Origin of the sequence: Marinobacter psychrophilus, assembly GCF_001043175.1 — a bacterium.
GTDB lineage: Bacteria > Pseudomonadota > Gammaproteobacteria > Pseudomonadales > Oleiphilaceae > Marinobacter > Marinobacter psychrophilus.
Genome location: NZ_CP011494.1, coordinates 2,681,500 through 2,700,926 on the forward strand (window position 1 = coordinate 2,681,500; position 19,427 = coordinate 2,700,926).

Consider the following 19,427-nt stretch of genomic DNA (forward strand, 5'->3'; position numbering starts at 1 on the left):
AATGACAACGCTTTCCAGTAACCAGAACGCCAGCAATCAGCACGCTAATGACCATCGCGGCAGCCATTACGATGTCATCATCGTCGGCGCCGGCGCGGCCGGGCTGATGTGCGCCGCTACCGCTGGTTATCGCGGCCGTAAGGTGCTGGTGCTGGACCATGCTAATAAGGCCGGCAAGAAAATTCTGATGAGCGGCGGCGGGCGTTGTAATTTCACTAACCTGAACAGCACCACCGCGAACTTTCTGTCGGACAACCCGCATTACTGCATTTCGGCGTTGAAACGCTACACTCCTCGGCATTTTCTGGAGCTGGTGGAACGGCACGGTGTGGAATACGAGGAAAAGACACCGGGCCAGTTATTCTGCCAACACAGCGCTAAAGACATTCTGAACATGCTGCTAACCGAATGTGAATGGGCCGGCGCTGAAGTGCGCCTGAAAACCGGCGTAACGCAGGTGGCCAGAACGCCCAATGGTTATTGCCTGACGGCGGGTGGCCAGGCATTAACCTGTGAGTCTTTGGTCGTTGCCTGTGGCGGGCTGTCTATCCCCACCCTGGGGGCTTCCGGCTTCGGCTACGACCTGGCCCGCCAATTCGGGCTGGAAATACTTCCCACCCGCGCCGGGCTGGTGCCCTTTACCCTCCACCCCGAGCTGAAGATGACACTGGCGCCGTTGGCCGGCATCAGCTGCCCGGTCAGCGCGGAGTGCAATCATGAACAGTTCCAGGAACCGATGCTGGTTACCCATCGCGGTTTAAGTGGCCCCAGCATGCTGCAAATTTCCAGCTTCTGGCAGCCCGGTGACGAACTGCACATCAACCTGCTACCGCAGCAGCAGGTTGAGCAAGATCTGCTAAGCCTGCGCAAGCTCAAACCACAAAGCACGCTCGAACACTATCTGAATGCGCACCTGCCAAAACGCTTCGCGCAAGCCTTCAATGAGCTGCAGCGCTGGGCCGGTCCGCTTCAAAGCTACCGCAACCCGGATATCGAACACATCAGCCGCACGCTGCAGCAGTGGACCATAAAGCCCGCAGGCACCGAAGGCTACCGCACTGCGGAAGTGACCCTGGGCGGCGTAGATACCCGCCAGCTGTCCTCAAAAACCATGGCGGTTCTGGAACAGCCGGATTTGTACTTTATCGGTGAAGTGGTAGACGTAACTGGCCACCTGGGTGGCCATAACTTTCAGTGGGCCTGGGCATCGGGGGTGGCGGCCGGGCAGGCGGCGTAAGTTTGCAAAAGCGGGGACGGATTTGAAATCTATCCCCTAGTCGGTAAAACCTCAGCGCAAAATAACCAATGGTTTTTTCGCTGTTTTCAACATGTTGGTGGTGGTACTACCGAGCAGAAACCTGCGGATTTTTGAGTGGCCGTAGGCGCCCATCACCAGCAAGTCGATGTTGTGCTCATCTTGATACCGGTGCAGCACTGGCTCTACCTCACCACTGCGAATGGCCAGGGTTATTTCGGCTTCCAGCGGCGCCAGCATGGCCTCGGCTTTGCGCAACTGCACCATGGCATCCGGGCTTTCCTCGCCCACCATCACCAAGTGCAGCGGCATGCCTCTCAAAACCTGGCTGGCGGCTAAGTGCTCTACTCCACGGAACGCGGTAGCACTGCCGTCAAAAGCCAACATCGAGCTTTGCGGAGCAGAAAAGTTGTCAGGCACTAGCAGAATTGGGCGACTCATGCTGCGAATGACCGTCTCCAGCTGACTGCCAATGTTCACATTGCGGTCGGAGCTGCTTTCGCCATAAAGGCCTATCACCAGCAAGCGCGTCTGTTCCTGAAGCGCCAGTAGGGATTCGGTCAGGTCGCCGTGGCGCTGACGCTTTTTGACATCACTAATGCCCGCCTGCTTCACTCGCTGCTCGGCGTTTTCCAGCATGTGATTGCCGTGCTCCAACGCGAGTTTAGAGCGTTTTCGATCCAGTTCGGCCAGTTCGTCCAGCAAATGCTCCCGGCTGCCAAGACCAATGTTGCCGGCTAGGTCCGGCTCTGACGGGTAGCGCTCTTCGTCCAGCACGTGCAGCAGGGTCAGCGGCGAGTCCATGTATTTGCTCGCCCAGGCAGCGTAGTCACACACCGCCGGCGCAGCGCGTGAACCGTCAATGCAGGCCACCACGTGCAAGGTGTCTTGCGGCGCGTTTTGCGGCATCTCTTGTGACGTTTTTTGCGACGTTTGTTGTAAAGAGTGCTTGGCGTTCGGTGTGGTATTTTGCATATTAATGGCCTATCAGCTGGTCAACGCCTTCCGGCTTGTCGTGCACACCAAAGCGGTCAACGATGGTGGCACTGGCTTCGTTCATACCAATAACTTCTACCTCGGCGCCTTCGCGGCGGAACTTGATAACAACCTTGTCTAGCGCTCCCACAGCGGTAATGTCCCAGAAGTGGGCGCGACTCACATCTACGACTACCTTATCGACCACTTCACGGAAGTCAAAGGCGGCTATGAACTTTTCCGACGAACTGAAAAATACTTGCCCGGTAACCCTGTAGGTACGGGTACTGTCGGCCTCGTTCAAAACGCTGTCCACGCCCATGTAATGGCCAATTTTGTTGGCAAAGAACAGCGCAGCCAACAGCACACCGGCAAATACGCCCAGTGCCAGGTTGTGAGTGAACACCACCACAACCACCGTCACCAGCATCACGATGTTGGACGACAACGGATGGGTTTTCAGGTTGCGGATAGACTCCCAGGAGAAGGTGCCGATGGACACCATGATCATCACCGCTACCAACGCGGCCATGGGAATGCGCACTAGAAAGTCGTCCAGCACCAGAATCAACACCATCAGGAAAACACCTGCGGTAAGCGTTGACAGGCGGCCACGGCCACCGGATTTGATATTGATGATCGACTGGCCAATCATCGCACAGCCGGCCATACCACCAAGTAAGCCAGAACCAATATTGGCAATACCCTGCCCCTTACATTCGCGGTTGCGGTCGCTTTCGGTATCGGTCAGGTCGTCCACGATGGTGGCGGTCATCATCGATTCCAGCAGGCCCACCGCCGCCAACGGTATGGCGTAAGGTAAAATAATCATCAGGGTTTCAAGATTCAACGGCACATCTGGCCATAGGAAAATCGGCAGTGTATCCGGCAGGTCGCCCATATCGCCGACGGTGCGTACGTCGATATCAAACAGGAACGCAACAACCGTCAGCCCCACAATGCAAACCAACGGCGACGGCAGCACCTTGCCCAGTTTCGGTATATAAGGAAACAGATAGATGATGCCCAGCCCAGCCGCCGTCAGCGCGTATACGTGCCAGGTAACGTTGGTTAGTTCCGGCAGCTGAGCCATGAAGATCAGGATAGCCAGGGCGTTGACGAAGCCGGTCACCACCGAGCGCGACACAAAACGCATTAAGCTACCCAGCTTTAAGTAGCCGGCTACAAGCTGAATCAGACCGGTTAGCAAGGTAGCTGCCATCAGGTATTCCAGGCCGTGTTCTTTTACCAGGGTAACCATGAGCAGCGCCATGGCGCCAGTGGCTGCGGAGATCATGCCTGGCCGGCCGCCGACAAAGGCGATGATCACGGCGATGCAGAATGACGCATACAGCCCTACTTTCGGGTCTACGCCGGCAATAATGGAAAAGGCAATGGCTTCGGGAATCAGCGCCAGCGCCACCACCACGCCAGCGAGTAAATCGCCGCGCACATTCGACAGCCATTGATGTTTAAGGGTGTTCACCATATCGGGTTCCGTTTTTACTTAAGAGTTACTTAAGAGTTTTTCAAGGGGTACTCAGGTCGAGTCATTGCGACAGCCGCTACGTCTACAACCGTCTGCGGTTGTGGTCATGGGTTGTAAGCGTAAAAATAGCTGTAAAAAGGCGATAGAGTTTAGCAGATTGTGTTGCCTGGCAAAAACCGCTGTGCAGGACCGTTATTACCATGGGCGACGTAACCGCTGATTTTTAGCCAGTAATCAACCCACTATCTTTTTAGCCATTGCTTTGTGGCTGGTGGCCAGTTTACTGACGGCATTATTAAAGGCGCCTTAAACCTGAATCAGAGGCCAAAAATTGTGCAAAAATATCGTTATAACGCGCTATTCATGTATTAAGTGGCAAAAACCCGTATATTTCCACGGTCTAAATCTTTTACAAAGGATACCTTAATGCTGTTTGCAATCATTCTGGGTGGCCTGATTGGCTCAGCCTTTGGCGGCTTCGTCGGCTTCATTATTGGCGGCGCGATTGGTGGATTTTTACTGAACCGAATAAAAAGCCGGTTAATTGGGAAGCTGCAAAATATTCAAAGCGGTTTTGTTGAGTCTGTGTTTGCGGTCATGGGCGCGGTGTGCAAAGCCGACGGCGTGGTTTCACAAAATGAAATCGCCGTGGCGGAAGCTATGTTTACCCGCTTTCGCCTGAACGAGAACCAGAAAACCAACGCCCGCGCCGCGTTCAACCGCGGCAAAGCACGGGAATTTGATCTGGACGCCGAACTGCAACGCTTTATGCGCGTCAGCGGCGGCCAGCCGGCTTTGTTGCAGATGTTTCTGCAAGTACAGGTATCTGCGGTAGCCGCTGATGGTGTGGTGCACCCGGCCGAGCACGACATGCTGGTTAAAATTGCCCGCGGCCTGGGGTTGCCAGAAAGCCAGGTTGACCAGCTGGAAGCCATGCTGCGTGGTGCTCATTATAGCCAGACGGGCGGCGGCCAGCGCTCCAGCAGCCAACAGACTGACGACGCTTACAAAGTGCTGGGCGTATCGCCGCAAGACAGCGATGACGACATCAAAAAGGTGTACCGCAAGCTGATGAGCGAAAACCATCCGGACAAACTGGCCGGCCGCGGCTTACCGGAAAGCATGCGCGAGATGGCCGAAGAGCGCACCGGCGAAATCACCCATGCTTACGATGTAATCAAAGACGCCCGCAGTGCAAATGGGTAGTGAAATAGATAGTGCAAACAAAGAGTGCAAACAAAAAGTGCAAACGGATGGCTCTAATGGTCACCTCGACTCCCGAGGACAGATTTCAAATCCGTTTCCTAACTCCGAGCTTGTCCCTTAGCTCCGAGCAACTGTTTCACTTTCTGCCCGGTTTGTTCGCCCAATACCAGCAGCGCCGGTGTTAGCAGCAGCGTAAGCAGGGTTGCGAACGTCAGTCCACCAGCAATGGCGCTGGACATCTGGGTCCACCATTGGGTAGATGGCGCGTTTAACCCTAGCGACGGCGTAATCAAATCCACGTTTATGCCCAGTACCATCGGCATCAGGCCCAGCACTGTGGTAATGGCGGTTAGCAACACCGGGCGCAGGCGCAAACAGCCGGTTTCCAGTGCCGCTGCCGCCGGTTCCATGCCGTCGGCCCGCATCTGGTTGTAAGTATCGATCAGAATGATGTTGTTGTTCACCACAATACCGGCCAACGCAATGGTGCCCATTCCCACCATCACAATGCCAAACGGCTGACTGTTCAGTAACAGGCCCAGCAGCACGCCGGCGGTGGACAGCACAATGGCCGACAAAATCAAAAAGCTTTGGTACAGCGAGTTGAACTGGGTCACCAGAATCAGCAGCATCAGCCCTATAGCCACCATAAATGCGTTAATCAGGAAGTTGGCCGCTTGTTGCTGATCTTCACTTTCGCCACCTTCAAGCACGGTTGTGCCGTCCGGCAACTCGGGCATGGTGGCGCGCAGCTCTCGCAGCGCCTCTTCCACCTGCCGGCCGGGTTGCAGATCGGCTTTGATGGTGATGGTACGGCGGCCATCCACCCGCACGATGTTGCCGGTTTTATCACCGGGTTCTAAACTGACAAACTGCGACAGCGGTACCTGGCCCCGTGAGGTGTTCAGGGTTTGCCGTTCCAGCTGATCCAGTTCACGCCAGTTGTTAGGAACGCGTACCACAATGTCCACTTCGTCACGCACGTCTTCAGGGCGGTAACTGGCCAGTACCAAGCCGTTGGTAACCAGCCGCACGGCGTTGCCGATGCTGGCGACGTCGGTACCGAAACGGGCAGCCGCTTCGCGGTTCACCTTCAGGCGCCATTCAATACCGTCAAGGCTGCGGTCGTCTTCGGTGTCGACATACGCGTCCTGCGCTAGCATTTGCGCACGAATCGCGCTGACCGCGGCTTCCAGCTCGTCGGGATTACCGCTGCTAACCAGTAACTCAATCGGTTTGCCACCGGCCGGGCCATCTTCCTGCTTACGAAACTCTAACTCCACACCCGGAATGTCTGCGGTGCGCTGGCGAAAATCCTCCAGAATAATATCGGCGGCACGCCGGGTGTACCAATCGTTGAACTGAAACTGCAATACACCAATAACGTCCGGCGCCATCTGCTGGCTGCCGCCGATCATCGAACGGCTGTACAAGGCACGTACTTCGGGCATGCCCTGTAAACGGCTGGCCACGGTCTGCACAATGGCGTCGCGCTCCCAGATGGACAAATCGCCGCGGGCGCGCACCTGAACCTGGGCCGACTCCGGTTCTACGCTGGGGAAAAATTCCACGCCGTGGTTTAAACGGCCATAAATCGCGTAAACCACGCCAATCACCAGAATCACCGCTAGTAGCGTCAGTCCGGGGCGACGCAATATGGCGGCCAGGGTGGAGCGGTAGACGCCCATCAGCTGATTGTCTGTTTGCACCGCCCGCGCCCGGCGACCGCCGCCAATACCACCAAGCACCGGCAAAAACACCAGTGCCATCGCTAAAGACGCCAGCAGGCAGATAATCACCGTGATAGGCAAAAACTTCATGAATTCGCCGACCAAACCGGGCCAGAACAGCAAAGGCACAAACACTGCCAAGGTGGTCGCAGTGGATGCAATAATGGGCCAGGCCATGCGGCTGGCGGCTTCGCCCCAGGCATTGTTAACGTTCAGGCCGTCCGACAGATTCCGGTCTGCCAGCTCCGATACCACAATGGCGCCGTCTACCAGCATACCGGTGACCAGAATCAGGGAAAACAGCACAATAATGTTAAGGGTCATACCCATAGACCAGATCACCAGAATTGCCGTCAGGAAGGCGCCCGGAATGGTCAGGCCGACTAAGATTGCCGCACGGGGCCCCATGGTCGCGATGATCACGATGGTGACCAGCACAATGGCGGTCAGCACGTTGTTCAGCAGGTCGATCAGCATGTCCTGCACCTCGCCCGACTGGTCCATGATGTAACGGATATCCAGCTCGTCGGGCAGACGTTCTTGCGCCGCCACGATCAATGCGCGCACCTGAGTACTGGTCGCGATGATATTGGCGCCGGAACGCTTGGACACTTCCAGCACCAGTGCCGGTTCACCGTTAATACGGGCAAAGCCCTGGGGGTCTTTGTAACTGCGCTGCAACATGGCCACATCACCAAAGGTGATCACCGTGTCGCCATCTACCTTGACCGGTATCGACATCACATCTTCGACGTTTTCAATCACGCCTGGCACTTTCAACGTCATCCGTCCGTTGCCGGTGTCAATAGAGCCAGCCGCCACCAGCTGATTGTTACGCGACACCAGTGTGCCTAACTGGTTGAAGTCCAAGCCGTAGCTTTCCAGCACCTGGGGATCGACCACAATTTCCAGCAGATCTTCGCGGTCGCCGGCAATGTCAACTTCAAGAATTTCCGGAATGGCTTCGATGGCGTCTTTCAAGCCGCGGGCGATAAAGATCAGTTCACGCTCGGCCAGCGGTCCGGAGAGGCCAATAGACATCACAGGAAACAGTGCAATATTTACTTCATTCACCCGCGGCTCGTCGGCTTCCTCTGGCAGATTGCTGCGTGCCGTATCCACCTGTTCGCGCACGTCTTGCAGGGCTTTGTCGGCGTCGAAACCGGCGTCAAATTCCAGCATGACGGAAGCGTGGCCTTCGGAGGCGTTGCCGCGCATTTCCTTAACGCCTTCCAGCGAGCGCAACTCCTGCTCCATCGGCCGCACTAACAAACGCTCGGCGTCTTCCGGACTGACGCCTTCGAGGCTCATGGATACATAAATCATCGGAATGGCGATGTCAGGATTGGCTTCTTTGGGAATGGCCATGTAGGCGGCGTAACCGCCAACCACCAGAAATAGAAGTAACAGCAGCGTGGTGCGGCTGCGGTCCATGGCTGCAAATATAAGAGAGCGCATGGATTAGTCCTCGCCGCTGTTTGCGGCAACAGCGGTGACTTCCTCACCCACGCTGACAAATCCAGCGCCGCGGGTAATCAAGCGCAGGTTGTCCGGCAAGCCATCGACCCAGGCGCCATCGGTTTTCACGCTGAGCAGGCGAACCCGGGAAAACACCACTTTGTTGTCGTCGCTGACGTGTTTTACGCCAGGCTTACCGTTGTTATCCAACGCCAAAAATGCAGGCGACAGGTGATGGGCGCTGACCTCTGGCAAGGCAATGACCAGGTTGGCGCTGCCACCGGCGATGCGCCTTTGCTGCGGGTTTTCTACCTCTACTTCAATCGCAAAGCTGCGGGTACCGGTGTCGGCGGCGCTGGCGACAAACCGGATGCGTCCGCTTAATTCATCTCCATCCAGCAACCGCACACTAACCAACTGACCCTCGGCAACTTGGTGCACCGCCTGTTGGGGTATCTGGGCCGTGGCTTTTAGCCGGTCTACCTGAACCACGCGCATTAATGCCGAGCCTGGCTGTACCAGATCGCCTGCGTCGATGGACTTCTGATTGACCACGCCATCAAAGGGCGCTTGGGGCGCTAAATCGGCAATTGCCTGATTGGCCATTTCCAGTTCGGCTTTGGCCTCCGCCAGTTCGCTTTCCAGGCCCAGCAACTCCGACTCAGACGCCAGATTGCGACTGCGCAAACTCTGGGCCGCGTTCAAATCCGCGTTCAGTTTGCGCACCCGTGCCTGCCAGCGACTGCGTTCGGCGCTGCGGCCGTCGTCGGTGAGGGTGAGTAATGTTTGCCCCTGGCTGACGGTGTCACCCAGTTCCACTGCCAGTGATTTCACCGTTGAGGACACCCGTGCCGACACCATAACGGATCGCCACGGTAAGACCTGCCCCTGTACCAACAATTCGGGCTGATAATTAAGAGCGTTCAGGGTTGTGACCTCTACCCGGCTCAACTCAGTGTTCTGCTTTACCGATAGTTCCGGCGCTTTGGTTTCTGTCTGTTTGATTTCGCCGCTGGCCATCCAGACTAGCAACGCCAAAATTAACAATACAGACAGGCCGACAGAACTCCATTTGAATTTGTTCATACTGCTCTCATTGAAAAAACCGGTTGTTGCGAACACGACTGAAAAAACGGGTTGCCAAGCGCATAAAAATCAGGTTAGATTCTACACAAGTTGGATAGATGAATTTTAAAGAGACACATATTAAATGAACTTTAACGTTGTGGTTGTCCTAGTGAAGCTAGTCCTGGTGGTGATGGTATCCCCCGGGGGCTTTTGCGTGGATACACAGTTGAGGCGAGATTTCTAAACCGACACTGCAAACACCAAAGCCCCCGGCACCGAAAGGTTCTGGGGGCTTTTTTTTGGCCTTTTTGGAAACACTTGAAACGGTACACCAACACTCAGAAGGACTCAGACCATGAACGGCGCGCAACACATACTTCAGGCTTTCCAACAGCACAGTATTACCACGGTATTTGGCTACCCTGGCGGTTGCATCATGCCGCTATACGATGCTCTGGTGGGTGATGTGAGTGTGGAACATGTGCTGTGTCGCCATGAGCAAGGCTGCGCCCTGGCCGCTGACGGCTACGCCCGCGCAAGCGGCAACTTGGGCGTGTGCATTGCCACGTCCGGCCCGGGCGCTACCAACCTGATCACCGGAGTGGCTAATGCGTTTCAGGATTCGGTGCCGCTGCTGGTGATCACCGGCCAGGTGCCCGCCGCGCTGATTGGCACCGATGCGTTTCAAGAGACCGATGTACTGGGCATGACTTTGGGCATTGTTAAGCACAGCTATCTGGTGGATGACGCCGACAGCCTGCCCGGCATTCTTATTGAAGCGATTGCATTGGCGCAAAGCGGTCGGCCAGGACCGGTATGGATCGATATTCCCAAGGATATTCTGCTGACTCAGGTAAACCTGGAAGCAGCTGATCAGAAGGAACGCGAGGGTTGTGAAAGCGCAGAGCCACGAACTGATTCGGCCACACATAACGGCGCTATTGATAAAGGCATCAACGAGACTCTGCAGCTGCTGCGCGCGGCCCATAAGCCATTGTTGTACAGCGGCGGGGGCATCACGTTAGCCGGCGCTGAGGACAGCTATCGCGAGTTTGCTGAACACTCTGCTCTGCCCGGTGTTGTCACTCTGAAGGGCATTGGCAACCCAGGGCGGCACAACCCGAATCACTTGGGCATGCTAGGCATGCACGGCTGCCGTGCAGCCAATCGCGCGGTAGACGAGTGTGATTTACTTCTGGTGTTCGGCGCCCGCCTGGACGACCGCGCGACCGGCAAGCCGGAAACCTTTGCTCCCAACGCAAAGATTATTCACATCGATGCCGACAGCGCCGAGTTTCATAAGATCAAAGCGGCGGTATTAACCATCAGTGCCGATCTTAATGACGTATTGCACGCTCTTACCTGCGGGGTGAAAGCGCAGCCGCTGAATATCGAAGCCTGGCAGAAGCAATGCCGCACCTGGCTCACTACCGGTGGATTTCAGGCGGCAGATAACGAGGAAGCCCTGGCCCCCATCACCGGCCCGGCGTTTGTGCGCCAGCTTTCCCGTATTGCCAGTGATGACACCATTATTTCCTGCGACGTAGGCCAGCACCAGATGTGGGTAGCGCAGCATTATCAGTTCAATCATCCGCGCCAGCACCTGACCAGCGGTGGTCTGGGCACCATGGGTTTTGGCCTGCCGGCGGCCATAGGTGCGCAGTTTGCCAAGCCGGGCACCAAGGTTATCAACGTAGCCGGAGATGGTTCGTTCATGATGAACGCCCAGGAGCTGGCGACTATTCGCCGTTATCGCCTGCCGCTGAAAATAATCATTCTGGATAACCAGTGCCTGGGCATGGTGCGCCAGCAGCAGGAGCTGTTTTACGACAACCGCGAAAGCCATATCAATCTGGACGACAACCCGGATTTTGTGGCTATGGCAAGGGCTTTTGATATTCCAGCCTTGCACATCAACCGCACAGATCAGATTCGCCGGGGCATCGAGACGATTCTGGCCTTCAAGGGCCCGATGCTGTTGCACGTAACCATTGCCCGTGAGGAGAACGTGTGGCCAACCGTAAGGCCCGGCGGCAGCAATCGCGACATGATGGAAAAAACCAAACCTGCCAAGGAGAACGCAGCATGAGCCCAACCACCTCACCCGGTATCGCCCAACCCGACAGCCATATTTTGCGTTGCCGCATGGAGGCGGAAGCGGCTGGTCTTGAGCGTTTGTGCCGCGTGGTACGAGTGCGAGGATTCAGGATTGCCTCTATGGCGGTGGAAAGCAGCGGAGGGCATTTTGATATCGCTCTGACTCTGGAGGGTGCCCGGCCGATTGCTATGTTGCAGTCGCAGCTGTTGAAGCTGCATACGGTGACGGAGGTTGTTCTGGGTGTTCAGCAGGCTCGTTCTGTGGCTTGAGTGTCTGTAATCGGTAGCCTGCTTGTTTAATGGCAGCTACCCCCGCCTTGCTGCGCGCCCCAATGTCAAAATACAGGAGGAAGAACCGCTAATACAATGGCCACTGCAGTGGCCTCCTGCTGGTGCTCTCACCCGCTTCAACGAACCAAAACTGTGCATACACTATTAGAGGAAAACGCTCTTTATTGCATACAACAATAATAAAAAAAGCTAACTCCTTGTTTTAATTTAATTGTATCTACACTGTAAGAAGTTGGCTCAATATCTGCTCACGATTCTGGCAAAACTGGAAAATGGAGCATACAAGATGAATCGTCGTAATTTTCTAAAAGGTGCAACCACTCTTTCTGTAGGCGCCAGCCTTCTTCCTCTGACCCAGCTCCTCCCTCGCGTAGCCCAGGCCGCCACCAATGAGACAGCCGTTGTTGTTTTTGGGGGCACCATCAACAGCCTGGATATCCATCGCAGCGGCACCAACCGGGACAGCTACCAGGTTGCCATTAACTGCTACGACAGACTGGTCAGCTTTGGCACCAAAAAAATGCCCGACGGCTCTTTGAGCTACGACTATGATAACGTCCAACCGGAGATGGCTGAATCCTGGAAAATTAGTGAAAACGGTACGGTGATGACCTTCAAAATCCGCGAAGGCGCCTCCTTCTGGGATGGCAAGCCTGTTACCGCGCACGACGTAAAATGGTCTCTGGATCGCGCCGTCTCCGTGGGTGGTTTCCCGACCGTTCAAATGAGAGCTGGTCGTCTTGAGTCGCCAGATCAGTTCAAGGCACTGGATGATCGCACCATTCAAATTACCCTGCCGTTTCCCTCCAAGCTGGCATTGCCAGATCTGGCTACTCCAATCCCTATCATTATCAACTCGGAAGTTGCCAAGGCCAACGCAACCCCTGACGACCCCTGGGCGACGGAATACCTGCACCGCAACCCTGCAGGATCCGGTGCCTTTAAAGTATCCCAATGGAATGCCGGTGAGCAGCTGGTTTACGAACGCAATGACGATTGGGCTTGCGGGCCACAGCCAGGCTATCAGCGCGTCATCCTTCGCGAAGTACCTGCCCAGTCGACTCGGCGCGCTTTAATCGAGCGGGGCAGCGTGACCGCATCGCAGAACATCCCCAACAAAGACGCCAAAGAATTAGCAGAAAAAGACGGCGTAAAAGTAATCACAACGCCTATTGAGAACTGTATTTACTCACTCTGCACAAACCTGGATTTTGAGCCGTTTAAAGATAAGCGGGTTCGACAGGCCATTGCCTGGTCTATTCCCTACGAGGAGATTTTTGAGCAGGCAGCCTATGGTCAGGGCATGCCCATGTGGGGAGGTAGTAACGAGGTCACCAGTATCGCCTGGCCGCAGAAATCACCGTACGAACAGAACTTGGATAAAGCCAGAGAACTGCTGGCGCAGACAGACTACAAAGACGGCTTCGAAGTTCCACTGTCCTTTAATCTCTCGGTCGCCGACTGGGCAGAACCCACCGCATTGCTGATTCAGCAGGGTCTGGCGCAAATCGGCATCACCGCAACTATTGAAAAGATTCCGGGCGCCAACTGGCGGACCGTCGCTCTTGTTGAAAAGAAGCTACCGCTGCACTTGGAGAACTTTGGCGGTTGGCTGAACACCCCGGATTACTACTTTTTCTGGGCCTACATCAAAGGAAACCTCTTCAATTCCTACAACTACGACAACCCAGAAATGACCGGGCTGATCGAAAAGACACTCGATATGCCGGTCGATGACCCGGCCTACGCACCCAATGTGACGCGGATGATTGAGCTTGCATTCGACGATATTCCCCGTATTCCACTTTGGCAACCAACTCTGAACGTGGCCTTTAAAGAAGGCGTTGAAGGCTACGAATACTGGTTCCATCGCCAGATGGACATCCGTCCGTTAAAGCCGGCCTGAATCGCTCACTTAGGAGTAACACGTGTCTCTCGGAGTCAAAACTAGGCGGGTATTGAACCGCTTGCTGCAAGCCGTGCCCACGATCTTCGGCATTCTGGTCGTTTGCTTTTTGCTGACCCGGGCGTTACCCGGGGATCCAGCCGCCTATTTTGCGGGCGATATGGCCGATGAGGCGTCCATTGAACAGGTGCGTGAAAACCTGGGGCTGAACCAATCCACGCCGATACAGTTCATCAACTATGTGAGCGACTTGGCGCATGGCGACCTGGGTGTCGCCATATCAACCGGGCAAACCGTTACCCAAGAGCTCGCAAAGCGGTTACCCGCGTCTCTGGAACTGACTCTGGCAGCACTCTTGCTATCACTGGTGATCGCCATTCCACTGGGGGTTCTGGCGGCGACCCGGCCCAACACCTGGGTTGATCACCTGTGTCGTTTTCTGGTTACGGCCGGTGTTTCATTACCGACATTCTTCACCGGGCTAGCCCTGCTGTATGTTTTCTACTACCTACTCGGCTGGGCGCCACCGCCCATAGGGCGACTGGACATGATGTTTCTGCCGCCGGAAACGGTCACTGGTTTTTACACCATCGATTCATTGATTGCTGGTGACTGGACTCTATTCAAAGCATCTCTTGCGCAAATGACACTTCCGGTTATTACCCTTGCCCTATTTACCCTTGCGCCCATTGCCCGAATGACCCGGGCAGCAATGCTGCAAACCCTTTCAAGCGACTACGTTCGCACAGCACGCGCAGCTGGTCTGAGCGGCCGCCGGGTCTTGGTCACCTACGCATTCAGAAACGCCCTGTTGCCGGTTGTGACCACCCTCGGAATGGTGTTCTCGTTCGTGCTTGGCGCTAACGTGCTGGTCGAAAAGGTTTTTGCATGGCCGGGCATCGGTTCATTCGCCGTCGAAGCGCTTGTGGTATCCGACTACGCCGCGGTTCAGGGATTCGTCCTGTCCATGGCACTTTTGTTTGTGTCTCTTAACCTGCTGATCGATTTGGCGTATACCCTGATCGATCCGCGGGTGGCTGAAGAGGAATGATATGACGTCATCACCAGCCAAACCAACCACCTCCCCGGCCGCTCCAGCTCGCGAGAGACACTGGCATCACTTTAGATACATCATGGCGGAAAACCCGCTCACTGGCATTTCGTTCGCTATGTTCATTGGCCTGATCGTTATGGCCATTTTCGGCCCTTACCTTGTGCCTTTTGACCCGGTTGCAACAGGTGCTGGCCCGGCGTTGAAGCCGCCTAGCCTGACGCACTGGTTTGGCACGGACCACCTCGGACGGGATGTCTTCTCCAGAGTAGTCGTCGCAACCCGTCTGGATTTGCTGATTTCGGTATCCGCAGTCACTCTGTCGTTTGTCTTCGGTTCCATCATCGGTTCGCTGTCCGGATATTTCGGCGGCTGGACCGACCGGATTGCAGGGCGGTTTATGGACACCATCATGGCCTTCCCACTGTTCGTTCTTGCCATGGGCATTGTAGCCGCGGCTGGCAACTCCGTTGAAAACATTGTTTACGCCACCGCTATAATCAACCTGCCGTTTTATGCACGCATGGCCCGAGCCGAAGTCAGCATCCGGCGCAACGCTGGATTTGTGCAGGCGGCCAGGCTATCGGGCAATTCAGAACTACGGGTTCTTTTTGGACACATTTTCCCGAATACCCTGCCCCCGATGATGGTTCAAATTTCGCTCAATATGGGATGGGCCATTCTCAACGCAGCCGGCCTGTCGTTTATTGGTTTGGGTGTGCAACCACCAACGCCGGAGTGGGGAATCATGGTTGCTGAAGGTGCCAATTTCATTATTTCCGGCGAGTGGTGGCTGGTAGTCTTTCCCGGTATGGCGCTGATGCTGGCCGTGTTCACCTTTAATCTTATCGGCGACGGGCTGCGTGATCTTGTCGATCCTCAGCGACGGACGTAGGGAGTTACCATGGCCATACCTTTACTTGATGTGCAACGGCTGACTGTCGACTTCACCACCCGCAAAGGAATTGTTCGTGCCATTGACGCCGTATCACTGTTCGTCGCCAAAGGTGAAACCCTGGGCATTGTTGGCGAATCCGGCTCCGGCAAATCCGTCACCTCCTACGCGGTGATGAAAATACTGGACCGGGCGGGCAAGATTACCAACGGCAAGATCACCTACAACGGTATGTCTCTGCATAAAATCGCTGAATCAGACATGCGCGATGTCAGGGGTCGGGAGATCTCCATGATCTTCCAAAATCCGCGAGCTGCTCTGAACCCAATTCGAAAAATCGGTAAACAAGTAGCTGATGTGTTGATTCAGCACAATCAGGCAACAAGAGCGAATGCTCGAGAAAAAGCCATTGAAATGCTCAAAGCGGTCAAAATCGCGGATGCCGAGCAACGCTTCCATGCCTACCCGTTCGAACTCTCCGGCGGCATGTGCCAGCGGGTTATTATCGCCATTGCTCTTGCGTGCCGCCCTCAGTTATTAATCGCCGACGAGCCCACAACCGGTCTGGACGTTACCACCCAGAAGGCGGTAATGGATCTGATTGTGGAGCTCACGGCACGCTTCAGCATGTCCACCATACTGATAACCCACGATCTTGGCCTGGCGGCCGCCTACTGTGACCGCCTGATGGTGATGGAAAAAGGCCGTGTCGTTGAGCAAAATGCGTCCACAGTCTTGTTCCAGTCACCCCAGAAGGATTACACCAAAAAACTGCTTAGGGCCACACCACGTCGCGACTCAAACGTTCGGGATCTGCTGCCGGATGCGATGCGCGACAAGGCAGATTCACTGCCACAGTCGATTCCTCCCGGGCCACCGGTGTTAACCGTCAGCCACCTCAAGAAGGGATTTGGAAAGCCAGAGTCGAAAAGCTATCACCTCGCAGTTCGGGATTTGTCATTCACGATTCGCCAAGGCGAGAGTTTGGGTCTAGTGGGCGAAAGCGGGTGCGGAAAATCCACCACATCGGCGATGGTCATGCGGTTATTGGATGCTACCGACGGGCACATCGAGTTTCTAGGTCAAGACATTTCCAGCATCCCGGCAAGTCAATTCGCATCTCACCCTCTGCGAGGCAAGCTGCAAATGGTGTTTCAAGACCCAACCGACAGCCTGAACCCGCGCTGGAGCGCTGAGCGTTCTATCGAAGATCCGCTGAAGCAGCTATCGAAGGGATTGGGAAAAGCTGAACGTAAAGCGCGTGTGGTGGAACTTGCCGGTCTCGTGGGTTTACCAACGCATCTTCTCGACCGTTTTCCTCACCAACTATCAGGCGGCCAAAAAGCGCGGGTTGGCATCGCTCGGGCCGTTGCGCTTGACCCGCAGCTTCTGATTCTGGACGAACCGACGGCGGCGCTGGACGTCTCGGTGCAAGCCGTGATTTTGAACTTGCTGGAGGACCTGAAACATCGGCTCGGCATGAGCTATCTGTTCATCAGCCACGACCTGAACGTGGTTCGCCTGCTGTGTGATCGCATTATTGTTATGCAACAGGGAGAAGTCGTAGAGGAAGGCGACGCCCGAACCATCATGGATTACCCTGAGACAGACTACACCCGCAGCCTTTTAGCCGCGATTCCGCATCCGCCAGCCAGCGAGACGAACACTCATTCAGGCGCTCCAGCATGACAGTGACACCCGTTGGCAGTCCGCGAAAGGGAACGACCGTCGATACCATCGTTCATACGCTGGCTGATGACATTGTTAGCGGGAAGCTGGTGCCCGGCACCAAACTTGATGCCAAAGCCGCAGCAGAACGTTTTAGCGTCTCCCGTACGCCGATTCGCGAAACCTTTGGTCATCTTGCGGCTATGGGACTGGTTACCCATCGTCCAAATCGGGGGGTGATTGTTTCAACCCTTTCTGCGGATGCCTTAAGCTACCTCTACGAGGCCATGGCAGAACTAGAGGCATCGCTGACGAGGCTGGCGACGTTGAGAATGAACAGTTGCCAGAGGCAGGCCTTGCAAAAGCTGCATAACGATTCGATTCACCTAGTGAGGGACGGCACCTCGGATCAGTACAACCAGTTCAACCACAACTTTCACTCGCTGATTTTCGACGCGGCTCAAAGCCCTCAACTCAGACAACTTGCGGAGGCCACCCGCACTCGGCTTGCACCCTTCCGGCGCGCACAGTTCCGTATGAAGAACCGTATGAGCAAATCCTGGGAGGAACATGACGCGATTGTGTGTGCCATTGTCGCGGGCGATGCCGATGGCGTCGCCAGGCTGATGCGTGGCCATGTGCAGAATGTGAGCGCCGTGTCTGCAGAATTTGTGGCGGCGCACCGGCCGCGCAATAAGCCCGATGACACAGAACCATCTTGCTCCGAAGGCCGCCCATGAAGGCGGTATCCCGATACGGAACCATCTGCACGCCTCATCGGCTGGCTTCCGAGGCCGGTGTGGAGATTCTTCGGGACGGCGGCAACGCTATTGATGCGATTCTCACCGCAGCTGCCGCGCTCTCCGTTTGCTACCCACATATGACAGGTATTGGTGGTGACGCGCTGTTGATGGTCAACGATGGCAAACAACTAAAAGTCATTATGGGCCTGGGGCAATCAGGGCAGAGTCTCCCCGACACTGGCCGAATTACCACGCGCGGCCCGGCATCGGCCGCAACCACCGCCGGTGCTCTCAAAGCCTGGCATCTTGCCAAGCAGGTAAGTGACCAACAATGGTCGTCAAAGCTAAAGTGGCCTACCCTGCTCAAGCCAGCTATTGATCTTGCGCAGCAAGGTACACCGGTGTCGAAGTCCCAAGCATTCTGGCAACATCAACGTCGCGATATGCTGTTAGACCTCCCGGATATGCAGCGGCTCTGCAACGATTCAGACGGCAATCAACTGCCCGAAGGCCACCGGATCGTCCAACCCCAACTGGCGGATACAATGGAACAGTTGGCGCACGCCGGGATCGAGGATTTTTATCATGGCGAGGTCGCCGAGGCTTTGGCCAAAGGGTTTGACCGACTCGGCAACGGCTTGACCCGTTCAGACCTGGAAAACACCCAGGCGACACTGACTGACCCTTTGAAGATCCGTTACCGGAACGGCTACCTCTACAACTTTCCGCCGCCAACCCAAGGCCTGTACACATTGAGCGCCCTGTCGGCACTGGGCCAGATGCCCTTGTCCGATATCCGCAACGGCAGTGCCGATTACTACCACTACCTAGTAGAGGCAATCAAAGCCCAACTTGTGTTGCGCAACAAAGAATTGGCAGATCCGTCGCAGCACCCTTTACCCCTGCAACAGCGATTATCAGTAAACGCCGCTGTCGGCAGGCTTCTGGCCATCAGCCCGGACACAGCTGGCCCCTGGCACGAAACAGGACGGCCGGCGGATACCATCTGGATGTCAGCCTCTGACAACCAAGGGCGAACCGTGTGTCTGATGCAAAGCCTGTTTCACGATTTTGGTTCCGGTTGTTTTGTCGGTGATACCGGCGTGCTCTGGTCAAATCGCGCCGCCAGCTTTCATTCAGATCCTGAGCACCCAAATTGCTGGGCACCGGGAAAAATCCCGGCGCATACCCTGAATCCGTCCTGCCACATAGGCGATGATGGCCAGCAGTGGTATTTCGGTAGCCAGGGTGGCGACGGCCAGCCTCAAACCCAGATGGTGCTGGCCACCCAGTTGATTGACTACCAGCAAACCATCGAGGCTGCATTGAGCGCGCCTCGATTTTTACTTGGCCGGAGTTTTTTTGGCGGAAGCGAAAGTCTTAAGCTCGAAAAATCCATTCCAAGTTCTGTTGCGCGGACGCTAGCCGCCCGCGGACACCTGACCGAATGGGTTCCGGAGTTGAGCCCGCTTACCGGTCAGGCTGGCGTTCTTCATATTCATGCCGATGGCCTGAAAGAGACCATGCACGACCCCAGGGGTGAAGGCATTGCGCTGGGTCTGGGATCAAATCCGAACACCTAAAACGCTCTCATT

General features: G+C 55.7%; 14 protein-coding genes. 10 read left to right on the plus strand and 4 right to left on the minus strand.

The features are described from left to right. The first annotated feature begins 1 nt into the window (after window position 1). Window positions 2-1,237, plus strand: a complete 1,236-nt coding sequence (locus tag ABA45_RS12045; RefSeq protein WP_048386428.1) for a BaiN/RdsA family NAD(P)/FAD-dependent oxidoreductase — start codon at window positions 2-4, stop codon at window positions 1,235-1,237. Between the two features lie 51 nt (window positions 1,238-1,288). Here the strand turns inward: ABA45_RS12045 and ABA45_RS12050 are convergent, their stop codons facing one another. Next, window positions 1,289-2,230, minus strand: coding sequence for a universal stress protein (locus ABA45_RS12050; protein ID WP_048386430.1), 942 nt, complete (start codon window positions 2,228-2,230; stop codon window positions 1,289-1,291). Between the two features lies 1 nt (window position 2,231). Next, window positions 2,232-3,719 (minus strand): SulP family inorganic anion transporter, encoded by a 1,488-nt coding sequence (locus tag ABA45_RS12055; RefSeq protein ID WP_048386432.1) that lies wholly within the window; start codon window positions 3,717-3,719, stop codon window positions 2,232-2,234. Between the two features lie 426 nt (window positions 3,720-4,145). Between ABA45_RS12055 and djlA the strand changes: the two genes are divergently transcribed. Then, window positions 4,146-4,925, plus strand: a complete 780-nt coding sequence (djlA, locus tag ABA45_RS12060; RefSeq protein ID WP_048386434.1) for a co-chaperone DjlA — start codon at window positions 4,146-4,148, stop codon at window positions 4,923-4,925. A 98-nt stretch (window positions 4,926-5,023) separates the two neighbouring features. On the opposite strand, the gene ABA45_RS12065 is transcribed toward djlA, so the two are convergent. Together ABA45_RS12065 and ABA45_RS12070 are read right to left on the minus strand one after the other, a co-directional pair. After that, window positions 5,024-8,113, minus strand: a complete 3,090-nt coding sequence (locus ABA45_RS12065; RefSeq protein WP_048386436.1) for an efflux RND transporter permease subunit — start codon at window positions 8,111-8,113, stop codon at window positions 5,024-5,026. A 3-nt stretch (window positions 8,114-8,116) separates the two neighbouring features. Continuing rightward, on the minus strand, window positions 8,117-9,199 hold the full coding sequence (locus ABA45_RS12070) for an efflux RND transporter periplasmic adaptor subunit (protein ID WP_048386438.1): 1,083 nt from the start codon (window positions 9,197-9,199) through the stop codon (window positions 8,117-8,119). Between the two features lie 337 nt (window positions 9,200-9,536). On the opposite strand from ABA45_RS12070, the gene ilvG reads away from it, so the two are divergent. The 8 genes from ilvG (at window position 9,537) to ABA45_RS12110 (ending at window position 19,415) form a co-directional block, all read left to right on the plus strand. Then, on the plus strand, window positions 9,537-11,270 hold the full coding sequence (ilvG, locus tag ABA45_RS12075) for an acetolactate synthase 2 catalytic subunit (protein WP_048386440.1): 1,734 nt from the start codon (window positions 9,537-9,539) through the stop codon (window positions 11,268-11,270). Then, window positions 11,267-11,548, plus strand: coding sequence for an ACT domain-containing protein (locus ABA45_RS12080; RefSeq protein WP_048386442.1), 282 nt, complete (start codon window positions 11,267-11,269; stop codon window positions 11,546-11,548). The genes ilvG and ABA45_RS12080 overlap by 4 nt, the downstream gene beginning before the upstream one ends. Before the next feature lie 307 nt (window positions 11,549-11,855). Beyond that, complete coding sequence (locus ABA45_RS12085; protein WP_048386444.1) at window positions 11,856-13,475, plus strand: ABC transporter substrate-binding protein; 1,620 nt, start codon at window positions 11,856-11,858, stop codon at window positions 13,473-13,475. 22 nt (window positions 13,476-13,497) lie between these two features. Beyond that, entirely contained in the window at window positions 13,498-14,526 is a 1,029-nt protein-coding gene (locus ABA45_RS12090; RefSeq protein WP_048386446.1) for an ABC transporter permease, read from the plus strand. Window position 14,527: 1 nt separating this feature from the next. Beyond that, window positions 14,528-15,421 (plus strand): ABC transporter permease, encoded by an 894-nt coding sequence (locus ABA45_RS12095; RefSeq protein WP_048386448.1) that lies wholly within the window; start codon window positions 14,528-14,530, stop codon window positions 15,419-15,421. 9 nt (window positions 15,422-15,430) lie between these two features. After that, window positions 15,431-17,110: a dipeptide ABC transporter ATP-binding protein gene (locus tag ABA45_RS12100; protein WP_048386450.1), complete on the plus strand. Its 1,680-nt coding sequence runs from the start codon at window positions 15,431-15,433 to the stop codon at window positions 17,108-17,110. Next, on the plus strand, window positions 17,107-17,829 hold the full coding sequence (locus tag ABA45_RS12105; RefSeq protein ID WP_048386452.1) for a GntR family transcriptional regulator: 723 nt from the start codon (window positions 17,107-17,109) through the stop codon (window positions 17,827-17,829). Before ABA45_RS12100 ends, ABA45_RS12105 begins: the two co-directional genes overlap by 4 nt. Then, on the plus strand, window positions 17,826-19,415 hold the full coding sequence (locus ABA45_RS12110; RefSeq protein WP_048386454.1) for a gamma-glutamyltransferase family protein: 1,590 nt from the start codon (window positions 17,826-17,828) through the stop codon (window positions 19,413-19,415). The genes ABA45_RS12105 and ABA45_RS12110 overlap by 4 nt, the downstream gene beginning before the upstream one ends. The last annotated feature ends 12 nt before the right edge of the window (window positions 19,416-19,427 follow it).

Coding starts and splice junctions, on each gene's coding strand:
- ilvG (WP_048386440.1), top strand. CDS start 9,537: ATGAACGGCGCGCAACACATACTTCAGGCTTTCCAACAGCACAGTATT.
- ABA45_RS12100 (WP_048386450.1), top strand. CDS start 15,431: ATGGCCATACCTTTACTTGATGTGCAACGGCTGACTGTCGACTTCACC.
- ABA45_RS12065 (WP_048386436.1), bottom strand. CDS start 8,113: ATGCGCTCTCTTATATTTGCAGCCATGGACCGCAGCCGCACCACGCTG.
- ABA45_RS12095 (WP_048386448.1), top strand. CDS start 14,528: ATGACGTCATCACCAGCCAAACCAACCACCTCCCCGGCCGCTCCAGCT.
- ABA45_RS12085 (WP_048386444.1), top strand. CDS start 11,856: ATGAATCGTCGTAATTTTCTAAAAGGTGCAACCACTCTTTCTGTAGGC.
- ABA45_RS12105 (WP_048386452.1), top strand. CDS start 17,107: ATGACAGTGACACCCGTTGGCAGTCCGCGAAAGGGAACGACCGTCGAT.
- ABA45_RS12080 (WP_048386442.1), top strand. CDS start 11,267: ATGAGCCCAACCACCTCACCCGGTATCGCCCAACCCGACAGCCATATT.
- ABA45_RS12045 (WP_048386428.1), top strand. CDS start 2: ATGACAACGCTTTCCAGTAACCAGAACGCCAGCAATCAGCACGCTAAT.
- djlA (WP_048386434.1), top strand. CDS start 4,146: ATGCTGTTTGCAATCATTCTGGGTGGCCTGATTGGCTCAGCCTTTGGC.
- ABA45_RS12110 (WP_048386454.1), top strand. CDS start 17,826: ATGAAGGCGGTATCCCGATACGGAACCATCTGCACGCCTCATCGGCTG.
- ABA45_RS12070 (WP_048386438.1), bottom strand. CDS start 9,199: ATGAACAAATTCAAATGGAGTTCTGTCGGCCTGTCTGTATTGTTAATT.
- ABA45_RS12055 (WP_048386432.1), bottom strand. CDS start 3,719: ATGGTGAACACCCTTAAACATCAATGGCTGTCGAATGTGCGCGGCGAT.
- ABA45_RS12050 (WP_048386430.1), bottom strand. CDS start 2,230: ATGCAAAATACCACACCGAACGCCAAGCACTCTTTACAACAAACGTCG.